The organism is Halobacillus sp. ABR2_026, from assembly GCF_056158545.1.
The window spans coordinates 3,520,764-3,536,115 of sequence record NZ_JBSWTM010000001.1 but is presented as its reverse complement, the minus strand read 5'-3'; the positions used below and the strand labels follow the sequence as shown (position 1 = coordinate 3,536,115).

General features: G+C 45.1%; 14 protein-coding genes and 1 riboswitch. Of the genes, 11 read left to right on the top strand and 3 right to left on the bottom strand.

Annotation, left to right across the window (positions count from 1 at the left end; translation table 11 throughout):
- Positions 1–43 precede the first annotated feature (43 nt).
- Entirely contained in the window at positions 44–1,084 is a 1,041-nt protein-coding gene (locus tag ACXADE_RS18030; RefSeq protein WP_474982267.1) for a DctP family TRAP transporter solute-binding subunit, read from the top strand.
- 65 nt (positions 1,085–1,149) lie between these two features.
- On the opposite strand, the gene ACXADE_RS18025 is transcribed toward ACXADE_RS18030, so the two are convergent.
- Both ACXADE_RS18025 and ACXADE_RS18020 read right to left on the bottom strand, forming a co-directional pair.
- The gene (locus tag ACXADE_RS18025) at positions 1,150–2,334 is read right to left on the bottom strand and encodes an MFS transporter (protein ID WP_474981801.1); all 1,185 of its coding nucleotides are present in this window, start codon (positions 2,332–2,334) and stop codon (positions 1,150–1,152) included.
- A 141-nt stretch (positions 2,335–2,475) separates the two neighbouring features.
- Complete coding sequence (locus ACXADE_RS18020) at positions 2,476–3,552, bottom strand: AI-2E family transporter (protein ID WP_474981800.1); 1,077 nt, start codon at positions 3,550–3,552, stop codon at positions 2,476–2,478.
- A 134-nt stretch (positions 3,553–3,686) separates the two neighbouring features.
- Here ACXADE_RS18020 and pepT point away from each other — a divergent pair, with 134 nt between their 5' ends.
- The 5 genes from pepT (at position 3,687) to ACXADE_RS17995 (ending at position 7,237) form a co-directional block, all read left to right on the top strand.
- The gene (gene pepT, locus ACXADE_RS18015; RefSeq protein WP_474981799.1) at positions 3,687–4,913 is read left to right on the top strand and encodes a peptidase T; all 1,227 of its coding nucleotides are present in this window, start codon (positions 3,687–3,689) and stop codon (positions 4,911–4,913) included.
- 323 nt (positions 4,914–5,236) lie between these two features.
- Entirely contained in the window at positions 5,237–6,013 is a 777-nt protein-coding gene (locus tag ACXADE_RS18010) for a TerC family protein (protein ID WP_474981798.1), read from the top strand.
- Positions 6,014–6,120: 107 nt separating this feature from the next.
- Positions 6,121–6,315, top strand: a complete 195-nt coding sequence (locus ACXADE_RS18005) for an SE1561 family protein (RefSeq protein ID WP_474981797.1) — start codon at positions 6,121–6,123, stop codon at positions 6,313–6,315.
- The gene (locus ACXADE_RS18000; protein WP_474981796.1) at positions 6,312–6,770 is read left to right on the top strand and encodes a GNAT family N-acetyltransferase; all 459 of its coding nucleotides are present in this window, start codon (positions 6,312–6,314) and stop codon (positions 6,768–6,770) included. The genes ACXADE_RS18005 and ACXADE_RS18000 overlap by 4 nt, the downstream gene beginning before the upstream one ends.
- A gap of 14 nt (positions 6,771–6,784) precedes the next feature.
- A complete protein-coding gene (locus ACXADE_RS17995) occupies positions 6,785–7,237 on the top strand; it encodes an OsmC family protein (RefSeq protein ID WP_474981795.1) in 453 nt (150 codons plus the stop codon).
- A 40-nt stretch (positions 7,238–7,277) separates the two neighbouring features.
- Here ACXADE_RS17995 and ACXADE_RS17990 read toward each other — a convergent pair whose 3' ends face one another.
- Positions 7,278–8,945: a glycoside hydrolase family 13 protein gene (locus ACXADE_RS17990; RefSeq protein ID WP_474981794.1), complete on the bottom strand. Its 1,668-nt coding sequence runs from the start codon at positions 8,943–8,945 to the stop codon at positions 7,278–7,280.
- A 1,005-nt stretch (positions 8,946–9,950) separates the two neighbouring features.
- Positions 9,951–10,100: riboswitch (FMN riboswitch) on the top strand.
- A gap of 139 nt (positions 10,101–10,239) precedes the next feature.
- Between ACXADE_RS17990 and ribD the strand changes: the two genes are divergently transcribed.
- The 5 genes from ribD to ACXADE_RS17965 all read left to right on the top strand — a co-directional run bounded on the left by ribD (position 10,240) and on the right by ACXADE_RS17965 (position 15,324).
- Positions 10,240–11,337, top strand: a complete 1,098-nt coding sequence (gene ribD, locus ACXADE_RS17985; RefSeq protein WP_474981793.1) for a bifunctional diaminohydroxyphosphoribosylaminopyrimidine deaminase/5-amino-6-(5-phosphoribosylamino)uracil reductase RibD — start codon at positions 10,240–10,242, stop codon at positions 11,335–11,337.
- Positions 11,337–11,987, top strand: coding sequence for a riboflavin synthase (ribE, locus tag ACXADE_RS17980; protein ID WP_474981792.1), 651 nt, complete (start codon positions 11,337–11,339; stop codon positions 11,985–11,987). The genes ribD and ribE overlap by 1 nt, the downstream gene beginning before the upstream one ends.
- Before the next feature lie 12 nt (positions 11,988–11,999).
- Positions 12,000–13,193, top strand: a complete 1,194-nt coding sequence (locus tag ACXADE_RS17975) for a bifunctional 3,4-dihydroxy-2-butanone-4-phosphate synthase/GTP cyclohydrolase II (protein ID WP_474981791.1) — start codon at positions 12,000–12,002, stop codon at positions 13,191–13,193.
- A 16-nt stretch (positions 13,194–13,209) separates the two neighbouring features.
- Positions 13,210–13,677, top strand: coding sequence for a 6,7-dimethyl-8-ribityllumazine synthase (gene ribH / locus ACXADE_RS17970; protein WP_474981790.1), 468 nt, complete (start codon positions 13,210–13,212; stop codon positions 13,675–13,677).
- Between the two features lie 219 nt (positions 13,678–13,896).
- Positions 13,897–15,324 carry a cryptochrome/photolyase family protein gene (locus ACXADE_RS17965; protein ID WP_474981789.1) on the top strand — a complete coding sequence of 476 codons (1,428 nt, stop codon included), beginning with the start codon at positions 13,897–13,899 and terminating at the stop codon, positions 15,322–15,324.
- Positions 15,325–15,352: the final 28 nt, after the last annotated feature.

The following is a 15,352-nucleotide window of genomic DNA, read 5'->3' as shown; positions in this document are numbered from 1 at the left end:
GGAGGTCATTTTTATCTTTAAGAAAAAGAGTCTTTTAGCGTTGATGACGTTCGTTGTACTCAGCTTGGTACTTGCTGCCTGTGGCGGCAGTGATGATGGTGATGGAAGTGCCGGCGGTGATGGTGGAGAAACTACCTACAATTGGAAATTTGTAACGGAAGAAATTGATGGACAAGTCCAGTATGAATATGCAGAAGAATTTGCTAAGCGGATGAATGAAAAAACCGATGGTGCTGTAAATATCGAAGTTTATGAATTCGGTGGGCTTGGCAGTGAAACAGACCAGGTGGAGCAGCTGCAAAGCGGTACTGTTCAAATGGCAATTATGTCTCCTGGTTTTACAGGGAACATGGTAAAAGAAGGTCAGCTGTTTGCGCTTCATTTCCTTTTCCCTGACAGTGTAGAAACTACACAGCAAATATTGAATGAAAGTGAAGCATTGAATACAGATCTTCGTGAACTGTATGAAGAACACAGCATCTCTCCATTATCTTATTGGTCAGAAGGAGCTATGCAGTGGACTTCAAGCAAAAAGATTTCAGAACCTGCAGATTTTGATGGGCTGAAGATGCGTACCCAGACTTCTCCTTTGATTCTCGAATCTTACAAGGCTTATGGGGCAGATCCACAGTCGATGAGCTGGGGAGAACTTTACACAGGTCTTGATCAAGGAACGGTGGAAGGACAGGAAAACCCGATTTTCTTTATTGGTGACGCCTCTTTCCACGAAGTACAGGATTATATGACAATTTCCAATCATAACAACTATGTAGCTATGACTACGGTGAATACGGATTGGTACAGCGATCTTGACGAGGACATGCAGTCCACGATCGATGAGACTGTTGAAGAAATGCAGGATTGGGTATTTGAAGAACAGAAGAAACAAAATGAAGAATACCTTCAGGTCATCAAGGATGATACGGAAACACCAACAGAAATCGTTGAATTGACAGAAGAGCAGAGAGAAGCGTTCAAAGAAAAAGCAATGCCTGTTCGCGATTTCTACCGGGAGGAAGTATCTACCGTCGATGGAGAAATTCTTGATAAACTACAAGAAGAGATCGAAGCTTCCGGTGAATAAAAGAAAAAGTCCAAAGCAGACAGCTTTGGACTTTTTTTATGTCTTATTTAATAAGGGGACATCCATTACTCTGGTGCTGTCCATGGTTCGGTTTGCTTTCTATAATCCATCACTGTCAAGAGAAGGACTGCGATGAAAAGAAAACTCGACAATTTGAACAGGGTAGCTGTTTCGACGAATTGATAAATGAAGCCGAGAATAAAAGCGCTCGACCCGATTCCAAGGTCGATGGACGAATAATACATCCCGTTGGCGATTCCGCTCCGTTCCGTTGTCGTTTTAGAAATTACCCATGCCTGAAGGGCGGGCATCATTGAACCGAATCCTATGCCGAATAAAGAGCCGGCAATAATCAGATGCATGTTTGAGCTGGCGAGAGCAAGGACCCACATGGCGGCAAAAGAAACAACCGAGCAGATCATTATCAGCTTCCAAGGTCCATGCTTATCAAAATAACGTCCTGTAACCGGTCGGGTAATCGTTGCAAAAACCGCATTGAAGAAGTAAAAGAGAAACGTCCCCGACAGTCCCTGTTCATTTCCGAAAATTACAATATACGTAACGACAGAACCATATCCGAACGTGTTCAGGATCGTCACCAAAGCAGGATACCAGCTCCTTTTTTCAATGAGTGAACCTGTAAAAGAAAATTTCGGGGGTTCTTTCTGATTGTTATACACTTGTTCAGGAGTCACAAAAGTGGTGACGGAAAACAATACGATGGCGATGATGCCTAGAACAGCAGCAATGATGACGAGTAAATGAAAGGAAAAGTTTTGGTACAGATAGATGCCGAGGCTCGGAGCCATAATCATCCCGACTGTTACAGAAAGGCCGAAGTATCCCATGCCTTCTCCTACACGTTTTCTTGGTACGAGGTCGACGGCAGCGGTGCCATTAACTGTCGTCGACCATCCCCAGGCCAGCCCGTGAACGAAACGGATCACCAGCAAGATGACGACGACCTGTGTAATCGGGTACAGGGCGGTCATGATGAGCAGTGAAATGGCCCCAGCTAATACGAGAATTTTACGGGGCCTCGTCATGAGCAGATGACCGATAAATGGACGGATGATAATAGCGGCAAAGGCGAACGTTGTCGTTATCAATCCTACTTGTAGGCTTGTACCTCCGATTGATTCAATGTAGGGAGGCAGGTTAGGGAGCAGCATTTGGAAGCTCATGAATGTAAAGAGATTGGCTAATATAAGAAATATAAACGGCCATGTCCAAAGTTTAGGTTGAGTCATTTCTTCGTCCTCTCTTCCGTTTTTGGTCTATAGATCATGGTAGTGTTGCTTGAGAGGGGAATGGTATTTTCCCTTTTCTACTGATTTTGGTGGTACCGATCCAAAAAAGGAAACCCACTATAAATAGCGGGTTTTCGTCAGTTAATGCGGATCCGTTGTGTTTTTTCTTTCGATCCATTCCTCGTAAAAGTGACTGATGATCGCTTTTATTACCGCGTATGTCGGAATTGCGAACAGCAGACCGAGAAATCCGGCGAGACTTCCAGCTGCCAGAATCAAGGTGATGATGGTCAGTGGATGGATGCTGAGTGCTTTCCCCATAACATTCGGCGAAACAAAGTTGCCCTCTAATTGCTGGGCGATGATCGTGATGACAGCCACCCAGACCGCAAGGATAGGGTCTTGGAAAAAGGCCACTAATAACGCAGGAATGACCGCTAAGAATGGACCTACAAATGGAATGACATTCATGACCATGGCGAACAGAGACAGGGTCAGGGCATACCTCAAGTCGATAATCATATAACCGATCAATAGGAGAAGGCCGACGACGATGCTTACCGTCATTTGTCCAAGAATGAAGGCATTCAGCGTGTAGTCTACTGAACGAGCGAGCTTTTCAAAGCTTTTCGCTGCACGATCATTCAGAAATTTCTTGATGAACGGTACGAGCTTATCCCCATCCTTCAACATGAAGAAGAGGAAGAAAGGAATGAGGACAAGGGCGAAAACAAAGCCAATCAGACCGCTGACGAAGTTGATGATGACAGTCGGTGCCTCTTGAAGATAACCCTCTAAATTATCGACTACATTATTGATGGTGTTATCAAATTCACTTGGAATGATATCCTGGTTCTGCTGCCAGTAGGTGATTGTCTCACTGATCATGTCCGCCATTTCAGGAATATTGTCTACGAGCTTCGTGAATTGTTCCTGAGCAATCGGTGCAATGAAGCGGGCGATCAGAAAGCCAATGAATATGTAGAGAAGAAAGATCATCAAAATCCCAAGAATACGAGGCACCCGATATCTCTCCAGCAGCTGCAGGATCGGCCGTGAGATATAAAAGAGAATACCTCCTCCAATAAGAGGCACAGCGATAGCAGCAATATAGGTCAGGATCGGTTCAAAGAAAAACTGAATCTTATTCAATAACAATACTAACAACGAGAGTAAAATAGCCGTAACTATGACTTGGAACCAACGTTTATGAATCAATGGCGGACACACCTTTATGTAAGAGTTTAATCACTATGTTAAGAATACCAAAGTTTGGCGGTGAAGCAATACATTTACATATAAAGACCCTGGGAATAAACTGAATACAGAATAAGAATTTGGAGGGGATAGAATTGAAAAAAGAATTGTTGGAACGCTTTACTTCTTATGTACAAATGGATACCCAATCGGATGAGAGTAGTCCTGAAACACCATCTACGCAAAAGCAGTGGGATCTGGCTCATAAATTAGTGGAGGAACTAAGAGCGATGGGATTGGAGGAAGTGACTGTCGATGATCATGCGTATGTGATGGCGACGCTTCCTGCTAATACAGATAAAGAAGTCCCGGTCATTGGATTCCTTGCACATATCGATACAGCGACAGACTTTACTGGGGCTGGGGTGAAACCACAAGTTGTAGAAAAGTACGATGGCGGTCCGATTCGATTGAATGAAGATGTATGGCTCTCACCAGAATCGTTTCCGGAGCTTTCTTCATATAAAGGTCAGACATTGGTCACCACAGATGGGACAACACTTCTTGGAGCAGATAACAAAGCTGGAATTACAGAAATTATGACAGCTCTTCACCATATGATGGAACACCCGGAAATAAAACATGGCACCATCCGCGTCGCTTTCACTCCAGATGAGGAAATCGGCAGGGGACCTCATAAGTTCGATGTCTCCCGTTTCGGTGCTTCCTACGCGTATACGGTCGATGGCGGTCCATTGGGAGAGCTGCAATATGAAAGTTTCAATGCAGCAGCAGCTACAGTAACTTTTCATGGGCACAGTGTCCATCCGGGTACAGCTAAAAATAAAATGGTGAATGCAGCAAAGCTGGCTATCGCTTTTCAGGAAAAGCTTCCTCCGGAAGAAGCTCCCGAGCACACCGAGGAGTATGAAGGATTCTTCCATCTGCACAGTTTTACTGGGGATGTGGAGAAAGCTGAGTTGTCGTACTTGATTCGTGATCATGATAACGACGAATTTCAAAAGAAAAAAGATAAACTTAAGCACATAGCAGAAGAACTTCAGGAAATTCACGGAACCAATCGTGTGGAATTGAAGATAGAAGATCAATATTACAACATGGGTGATAAAATCAAACCTGTGAAACACATTGTTGATATCGCTCATGAAGCTATGGTGAATAAAGATATAAAGCCCCTTGTGAAACCAATTCGCGGTGGAACAGACGGTTCCCAGCTCTCTTATATGGGATTACCAACACCGAATCTATTCACCGGAGGAGAGAATTTTCACGGGAAGTATGAGTACATTTCACTCGAGAGTATGGTGAAATCCACAGAAGTCATCGTCGAAATCGCCCGGTTGTTTGAAGAAAAGGCTTAAAAAAGTCAAAAGGCGGGAATGTATCAAACGTCCGACCAATCCTGCATAAGGAAACCTTCCTGTTCTCATACTAACTTTATTCAATAAAGTGGGCAGGAAAGTCGTTGACAAAACATGGTGGCATGCTATGATTGAGAGTAGATGTAGCATTCCTAAAGGGGAGTAGCTGGGACAATAAAGTCGTCATTTCGGGAAACATTCCCCGGCTTTATTGGCAACGGAAGTTGTTAGCGAGACCTTTACCCACTGTGGTAAAGGTCTATTCTTTTTGGTCCTTACCATGATGGTGGGGACCATTTTTATTTAAAAAAGGAGAGAAAGAAATGGACGCTCAATTATTGATTGAATACGGCTGGGTGCTGATTGTCCTTGTAGGGTTAGAAGGAATTCTTGCAGCTGATAACGCCCTTGTCCTTGCAATCATGGTCAAACACCTGCCGGAAGAGAAGAGAAAAAAGGCGCTATTCTATGGTTTAGCGGGAGCATTTATACTTAGATTCGGATCGTTGTTCATCATTTCCTTCCTTGTGGACGTATGGCAGGTGCAGGCTTTAGGTGCCGCATACTTATTGTTTATATCGGCTAAACACCTCTTTGATAAGTGGAAATCCAAAGGGGACGATGAGGAAGAAGAAGTCGATGAGAATCCGGAGAATCAGCGAGGAAAAGGGTTCTGGGCTACGGTATTGAAAGTGGAGCTTGCAGACTTGGCTTTTGCCGTCGATTCGATACTGGCGGCTGTGGCACTCGCTGTGGCACTGCCTGAAACAGACCTACCGGAAGTCGGAAGCCTTGATGGGGCTCAGTTCGCTGTTATCCTGGCCGGTGGGATGATCGGGATCATTATCATGCGTTTTGCAGCGAATGTGTTCGTGAAGCTGTTGAAATCCCGCCCGGGCTTAGAAATTGCTGCTTTCGTCATCGTCGGCTGGGTTGGTATTAAACTTGTCGTATCCACACTCGCCCACCCGAATGTTCAAATCCTTGATGAGCACTTTGCCCATTCGGCATTATGGAAAATCACCTTCTATGTGGTTCTAGTCATAATTGCCTTGCTGGGATGGTTCTTGTCCGATAAAAAGGAAGTAGAAGAAGAGTAAAAAAAGCTGCGGCAGGTGCCGCGGCTTTTTTCATGGGCAGAATCTTTTACTTTCTACGCATCCAAGTTAAGATGAAAGAAGAGGAAATCAATAAGGAGGGCCTTGGTATGGGAAAAGCTGTGCAACACCCATCTCAGCAGTTTCAATATATAAAGAATAGAATTCACATGCTTGATCAAGTCGTATCCAGCATGGATGAAGAGAATGTGGATATTGAAGATTTTAACCGTGTACTCGATATGATCGAGCAGCTGCAGGTGAAAATGTCCCGTTTTAAAAAAGATTGGGAAGAGAAGTCATGACCATCGATTGGAGTCCCATGACTCAATCGGAAGCAGAAGAAATCGCTACATGGAAATATCCAGAGCCTTATGATTTTTACGATATGACAGCTGATGAGGAAGACTACGAGATGTTTATACATCCGAAAAAGCGCAGCCCCCATACGTATAGTGCTAGAAGCGACGGCCGGCTGATCGGTTTCTTATCGGCGGACTTGAGTCACTATCCCACCGTCGATATCGGTCTTGGAATGCATCCGGAGGAAGCGGGCAAAGGGGAGGGGAAAGACTTTGTAGAGTCTTGTCTTGCTTTTATGAGAAGGAAGTACCAAGCGAAGTCCTTCACCCTGTCTGTCGCTGTGTTCAACCAGAGGGCAGTCACCGTTTATGACCGTGTAGGGTTTACGAAAAAGGAAACATTTATCCAGGCAACCAATGGAGGACATTTCGAATTTGTGTCTATGAAGAAAGAGTAAAGGAGAGTGAAAGCATGGCATTGCACCATTTTCATTTGAAGGCAGACTGGCCGGGCGGAAGAGATGAAGTCGGCTATATCGAATCAGAAAAATTGAAAACAAAAATATCCATTCCAAAAGAGATGGATGGACCGGACGTAGGAACAAATCCAGATGAAATGCTGCTTGGAGCAGCTGCTACCTGTTATATTATCAGCCTTGCAGCTATGATCGAACGGGCAGGTTTGCCGCTGAAGGAAATGGATATGGAGTCGGAAGGAATTGTGGATGTGACAGATGGGGTCTTCACTTATCAAAAGATCATTCATAGACCGAGGGTTGTGCTGCTGCAGGAAGCGGATGAGAGAGCTCTTTTGAAGCTTAACCGGCTGGTTGAAAAAGCAGAGAAGAGTTGTATGATTTCAAAAGCCATTCAGGGCAATGTTGAACTGGAAATGGATGCCAATACCAGTATCGATTCTGAATAATAAAAGGACGGTCCCTTCACTTGGGGCCGTCCTTTCGTGCCTACAGCTCTTCTTCCATCAAATAAACACGCGCTTCAAAAGGTTTGAGCGTGAACTGCTTATGATCCACATGATGGTCCACGATAAAATTGGATAAAATCATGTCCTCTTTATTTAACGAGTAGGGGGATTCAAAGGCAGCTGGCTGTTTCGTTAAGTTCGTAATGACGAGAGCTGTCTTCTGATTCAGCGTTCTTGTATAGGCATAAATCTGTGGGTGCTCCGAAATGATGAGTTCATACGTTCCATAGGTGAACAAGTCGTACTTTTTCTTCAGCTCAATCATTTTCTTGTAGTGAGACAAGATCGAATGAGGGTCGTTTTCCTGGTCTGCCACATTGATCTCTGTGTAATTTGGATTGATTTTCATCCAAGGCGTCCCTGTCGTGAATCCGGCATTTTCGCCGTGATTCCAATGCATAGGCGTCCGGCTGTTGTCTCTGGATGTATTCCACAGGATTTGCATGATTTCTTCATGGTCCATTCCCTGTTCCTTTTTCGTTTTGTACAAGTTTTTAGCTGCCACATCATCATAGTCTTCAATAGAAGGGAAGGCCATGTTGGTCATGCCAATTTCCTGACCTTGATAGATGTAGGGCGTGCCCTGCATAAAGAAATACATTGTGCCAATGGAAGTCGCACTTTCACGCCAATAGACTTCGTCATCTCCCCATGTAGACACAACACGAGCTTTATCATGATTTTCTACGAACAAGGCGTTCCATCCATCATCTTCTAATGCCTTCTGCCAGCGGGTGAGCACTTTTTTCAATCCTGGGATATCTAATTGCTGTTCTGCATCCTGATCCCAAAGGTCCAAGTGCTCGAATTGAAAAATCATGTCCATCTTGCCATGATCCCCGACCCAGCGATCGGCCTCTTCGGCACGGACGCCGTTCGCCTCACCTACCGTTAACACATCATAATTACTGTAGGTTTCATCTTTGAACTCCTGTAAAAATTCATGAATGCCTTCCTGGTTCATGTGCATATCGAAAGAAGAAACATACGCTTCTTTTTTTGGATTCGGCATATCCGGAAAATTCGGCCGCTTCTTAATATGACTGATGGCATCAATGCGGAAACCGTCAATCCCTTTTTCGAGCCACCAATTGACCGTCTCATAAAGTGTTTGCCGGACTTCGGGATTTTCCCAGTTTAAATCCGGCTGCTTTTTAGAGAAGACGTGTAAATAATATTGATCGGTCTTTTCATCGTATTCCCAGGCAGAACCTTCGAAAATGCTTTCCCAGTTGTTCGGCTCTGCTCCATTTTTACCATCCCGCCAAATGTACCAGTCCCGTTTCGGATGATCTTTTGAACTTCTCGATTCAATGAACCATGGATGCTCGTCACTCGTATGGTTGAGAACAAGATCGATGATCAATTTCATGTCCCGTTTGTGCACTTCTTTGAGCAGCTGGTCGAAATCTTCCATCGTCCCGAACTCTTCGAGAATATCCTGATAATCCGAGATGTCATATCCATTATCGTCTTTAGGAGACTTATACATCGGGCAGATCCAAATGAAATCAATGCCCATTTCTTTCAAGTAATCCAACCGGTTGATCATACCTTGAAGATCACCGATTCCGTCCCCGTTTGAATCCTGAAAACTGCGCGGATAGACCTGGTATCCTACAGCCTCTTTCCACCATACACGTTCCATAGTATCCCCTCATTTCGCTTCGTTTGTAGAACTATACCCTGAATAGATGCAATCGATTGCGCCTTTATGAAAAGGCTCTGTTAAAGTTTAGTGTTGATAGTACTGCAAAAAAGGAACTTCCAATTTCATGGAAGTTTCTCATTTTTATAGTTGGCTTATTCAACGAAAGCTCCCTTTTCTTGAAGACTCAGCTTCGAGATGTTTGTGTGATTCTAGGGGCTCCGGGAAAAGGTGCGCTTTCCATGGGGCGGGCGGTGAGACTCCTCAGGCTACGCCTTCCGGGGTCTCACCTGTCCCACACGTCCCATAGGAGTCTCACCGTTTTCCTCCGCCCCCTTTCCCTTATAAGTGTCTCGAAGCCACTTTAAAAAGGGTGAGCTTGAATGGTTGAGGTTCGAACATCTTTATGGATTCGTAAGTTTCCCATTCTTCTCCCCTAGACGGGCAGATCATACGTAGTATCAAGCATTTGCGTATGCTAAACGTTCATGCGGTAGAGATTATATCATTCCCTTCTCTTACCCATACAGCTGATTTTTTAAGTAGTGGTTTCGAGACACTTATATGGCAAAGGGGCGGAGGGGAATGGCGAGACTCCTGCGGGAAGAGAGTGCTTGGTGAGACCCCGCAGGACGTAGTCCGAGGAGGCTCACCGCGCTCCCGCGGAAAGCGAGCTATTCCCCGTAGCCCCATCCACTCAAAAAACATCTCGAAATCAAGTCTTCAAGAATCCTGCCATTTAGTGAAAGACTCCGTTTCGTAATAATTCAACAAGATTACATGGTTGGGATGAAAAAAGAAAAACTTGATGGCTTTCAAGTCTCGGATAATAAATCGCTTTTATTCAATGACCAGTAGGTTGTGCAAACGTTTTCCTGATGAGGTCTATATTAGCGGATTTCGTGTTTTTTTACAATAGAGATTCTGTAGGTGGGAGGAGAGCTTTGAATTGCACTTCCACTCTATATCCGATATGATTTATATTGTAATAGAAAATTGAATAGCGAAAACCTTCGGGGTCGGGTGAAAATCCCAGCCGGCGGTAATGAGCATATGCTCTGAGCCCGCGACGGAGAATCAGTGTTAGGCACGGTTCTCCCTGATTTGGTGGAATTCCAAAGCCGACAGTTAAAGTCTGGATGGGAGAAGGTTGAAGGAACGTAAAGGTACAAAAGTTCAATACACGTGTACCCTTTTTTGGAGTATGCGATTTACGTCCATAAGACCCTGGAGAAGTATGTCTTCTTCAGGGTCTTTTTTGTTTTCCTTAATGTTGAAAAGGGCGGTGTGAAGAATGAATAGGGATGAAAAATTCATGCGGATGGCCGTGGATATGGCAGGTGCGACAGCTGGACAAACGAGTCCGAACCCTTCCGTTGCTGCTATTGTAGTGAAACATAATCAAGTTGTAGGTGTCGGTGTCCACGTTAAAGCAGGTGAGGCACATGCCGAAGTTCATGCGCTCCGTATGGCTGGTGAAAAGGCAGAGGGGGCAGAAATCTTTGTGACTCTTGAGCCATGCAGCCACCATGGGCAGACCCCCCCATGTGCAGAAGCGGTCATCGCTGCTGGTATTAAACGAGTCGTAATCGCATCCAATGACCCCAACCCAAAAGTTTCCGGTCGAGGAATACGGATGATGAGGGAACAGGGCCTGGAAGTGAAGACAGATGTACTGAAAGACGAAGCCGATGAAATCAACCGAAGCTTTTTTCACTACATTCAACAAAAAGAACCCTATATCCGTTTGAAAACTGCCATGAGCCTGGATGGGAAAATTGCAACGTCTACGGGTGAAAGCCAATGGATCACGGGTCCTGAGGCAAGGAAGGACGGACATCAATATCGTCATTTATCAGACGCGATATTAGTAGGAATCAACACGGTATTGGTAGACAATCCGAAACTTACGACGCGTATTGAGGGGGAAGGAAGCCACCCGATCCGGGTCATCCTCGATACCGATCTCAGAATTCCGCCGTCTTCCCAGCTGCTTCAGGATGATTCTGCGCCTACATGGATTTTTGCAGGAAAGCATGTGAAGGCTGAGCATATGGAGCTTCTCAAACAAAAAGAGCATGTCCACATTATTCCGCTGAGCGGAGAGGAAATTACAATCGAAGAAGTCCTTCAATATTTAGGAGCAAAAAAAGTAACTTCTCTCCTTGTTGAAGGAGGCTCTACCGTTGCGGATGCTTTTGTCCGGGCTGGAAAAGTGGATGAAATCATTACCTATATTGCTCCGAAACTAATTGGCGGCAAAGAAGCCTTAACACCTGTGGGAGGGAAAGGGATTGAGCATTTAAAAAATGTAAGATCCTTTGATATCGTTTCTTCTGAAAAATTGGGGGACGATATGAAAATCGTATCCGTTAAAAAAGGAGAATTTTAATGTTTACCGGGATTGTTGAAGAAATAGGAATGTTAAAGTCAGTGAAAAATAAGACAGAAGCACTCGAAGTGAACATTACAGCGGAAAAAGTCTTAACAGATGTTCAACTCGGTGACAGCATTTCCGTCAATGGTGTCTGTCTGACTGTAACGAATTATACCGACCGCACCGTCTCGTTTGATGTAATGCCGGAAACCTACAGGGCTACTAACATTCATGAGTTGAAGCAGGGCGACCCTGTGAATTTAGAGCGTGCTATGGCTGCAGGCGGCCGTTTTGGCGGGCATTTAGTTTCCGGCCACATCGATGGGACAGGTAAAATCGTATCCAAAAAGCCGGAATCCAATGCCGTATACTATGAAATAGAATTACCAGGAGATTTAATCGAATACTTCGTATACAAAGGGTCTATTGCTGTGGATGGTACCTCATTGACCGTGTTCGGGGTAAGCGATACCGGTGTGACGATTTCCCTGATTCCTCATACGATGGAGCACACGGTGCTCGGAGCGAAAGGACCTGGGGAGAGCGTCAATATTGAGTGCGACATGATCGGAAAGTATGTGGCTCATTTTCTGAGCGGACAAAATAAAGAGAAGCCGGAGTCAGGCCTGAGCAGGCAGTTCCTGTCAGATAACGGCTTTGCATAAGAGGGTGGAACAATGTTTGATTCAGTGGAAAAAGCGATAGAAGAATTAAAACAAGGAAAACTCGTCATCGTTTGTGACGATGAAGATCGGGAGAATGAAGGGGATCTGATCGGGATTGCTGAATATGCCTCAGCCGAAATGATCAATTTCATGATCAAGCACGGCCGCGGGCTTGTCTGTGCCCCGGTCACTAATGAGCTTGCCGAGGATTTAGAGCTCGTGCCGATGGTGGATAATAATTCAGATCCCAACCAGACGGCTTTTACTGTAAGTATCGATCATAAAGATACAACTACAGGCATATCTGCTGATGAACGGGCATTGACCATAAAGGAAATGTTGAATCCTGAAACGACAGCTGCAGATTTCCAGAAGCCTGGACATATCTTCCCTCTCATTGCGAAGGAAGGCGGTGTTCTAAGACGGACCGGTCATACGGAAGCCGCTGTAGATCTCGCCGTACTTTCCGGAGCGCGCCCTGCTGGAGTCATTTGTGAAATCATCAAAGACGATGGAACAATGGCACGCGTACCGGATTTAAGAAAGATGGCGGATGAATTCGATCTACCAATGATCACGATCGCAGACCTCATTCAGTATCGTCATAAAAAAGAAAACCACGTCACTCGTGAAGTTGAAGTGCAAATGCCGACAGAATACGGCGACTTCCACGCCGTCGGTTTTTCCAATGATATAGACTTTAAAGATCATGTCGCCCTTGTTAAAGGAGAAATCAATCCGGATGAGCCTACGCTGGTCCGAGTTCATTCTGAGTGTCTGACAGGAGATGTATTCGGCTCCTATCGCTGTGACTGCGGACCGCAGCTTCACAACGCTCTCAGACAGATTTCCGAAAATGGCAGCGGCGTCCTGTTATACATGCGTCAGGAAGGCCGGGGCATTGGTTTAATGAATAAACTGCAGGCTTATAAGCTCCAGGAAGAAGGTCTGGATACAGTCGAAGCTAACGAAAAATTAGGGTTCGGTCCTGATCTTAGAGATTACGGCGTAGGTGCACAAATCTTGAAAGATCTCGGAATCACGAAACTGCGTCTGCTTACGAACAACCCTAAGAAAATATCCGGGTTAGGGGGCTTCGGTCTCGAAGTTGTCGAGCGTGTACCGATCCAAATGGAATCCAGAGTAGAAAATGAAAAATATTTAAGAACAAAACAATCAAAAATGGGACACCTATTTCACTATTAGAAGGGATGAGGAACATATGGTTAAAACAATCGAAGGAAATCTCGTAGGTACTGGATTGAAAGTAGGCATCGTCGTCGGACGTTTCAATGATTTTATTACAGGCAAATTGTATGAGGGAGCTGTGGATGCATTCAAGCGTCACGGAGTAGAATTGAATGACGTTGAAGTCGCGCACGTACCAGGAGCTTTTGAAATTCCATTAGTTGCAAGTAAAATGGCAAACTCCGGGAAGTACGATGCAGTCGTTACCCTCGGAGCAGTCATACGAGGATCCACCCCGCATTTTGACTATGTATGCAGCGAAGCAGCAAAAGGAGTTTCTCAAGCCGCTCAACAAAGTGGAATTCCAGTCATCTTTGGAGTCATCACCACCGACACCATTGAGCAGGCCATCGAACGTGCAGGAACGAAAGCAGGAAACAAAGGCTGGGAAGCCGCAACAGCAGCGATCGAAATGGCTACTCTCCTGAAAAACTTCGAATAAATGATATCGAGCTGACCATAGCCATGGTCAGCTCTTTTTAGCGGAAAACCATCTGACATGAGAGGGGTCTCTGCTTGGCTCGCGCAAAAGGGGCCTCGAGTTGCGCGAAAGCGATCCGAGAAAGAGCAGATGTTAGCTGTCCACTTGTGGATAAATGCCGGTTCTTTAGTTTATGTCCACAAGGAAAAAGGAAGGATAAGGAGTGAAGGAGGGGGAACGATGACAAGGAGAGCAGTATGGTTCAGGAGAGATTTAAGGTTCAATGATCACACCGCCTTGGCAAAGGCGCTGGAACATACAAAAGAGGATGACGGCATCGTGCTGTTTTTTCATATACACCCATCATTGAATGAATCCTTTACACCCAGGCATGATTACTTTTTTCAAACCTTGGAAAGTCTCGTGAAGCGGGCGGAGGAAACGGAGGCTCCTTTGCATTTTATACATGGAGACACGGAGGAAGCCTTTCAACATTTGATTGATGAAGTTGGGGTCGAGTCTGTGTATTTCAATAGAGATGAGGTCGGGTTTGGGAAGGTGCGGGATGAGTCCGTCACTGATTATTTAAAAGGTCAGGACATAGAAGTCTTTTCTTATATCGATCATCATCTTCACGGGGCTGGTGAAGTGGAAAAGAAGGACAGTGGCTTTTATAAAGTATTTTCTCCATACCTTAAGATGTGGAAGAAGCTTCAAAAGCCTGCGGTTCAACGGGTGGATCTTGATAAATTATCACGTGTCTCGCTGGATGAGCGCAAGTCTTTCCTGGATGGGCAGGAAGCCTATGATGCTTTGATAGGGAAAACGGCAGGGAATTATGATGGTATCGGAGAAGAAGATGCTCTTACTCGGCTGGAGCATTTCCTTGATGAGGACATTTATGATTATGATGAGCGCAGGGATTTTCCAGCGGTCGATGGGACGAGCCTTATGTCCCGGTTCCTCCGTACGGGAGCGATTTCGATCCGAACGGTTTATCATAAGATTGAGGAGGACGTGGATTTTAGAAAAAATACGTCCGGGGTGGATACTTACATTTCCGAACTAGCATGGCGGGATTTTTATAATATGATTTACCACAATTACCCGGAATCCGATGATAAAGAAATGGTCGAGAAATACAGGGGACTTCCGTGGAATGACGATGAAGATGTTTTTCAGAAATGGAAAGAAGGTCAAACAGGATTTCCGCTCATCGATGCTGCCATGCGTCAGCTGAATGAAACAGGATGGATGCATAACCGCCTTCGGATGGCTGTAGCTTCTTTTTTAACGAAGGATTTATTAATGGACTGGCGGAGAGGAGAACGGTATTTTTCCGAACGTCTGGTCGATTATGATCCAGCTTCCAATATTGGCGGATGGCAGTGGGCGGCTTCTACAGGCACTGACCCGGTCCCATATTTTCGTGTCTTCAATCCAACACGGCAGTCGGAACGGTTCGACCCTCATGGACGATTTATAAAAGAATGGCTTCCTGAGTTGGAGAATGTAGAGAAAAAGCACATTCACGCCCCTTCCAATATGACAGAAGCAGAGCAGAAAAAGGCGAGCTGTATCATTGGAGAGGATTACCCAGAACCGATGGTCGATCATAAAACGATGAGGGAACGAGCCATTGAAATGTTTAAAGATAACAAGGAATGATCGTGCATAATAGATGCAATCACAAACT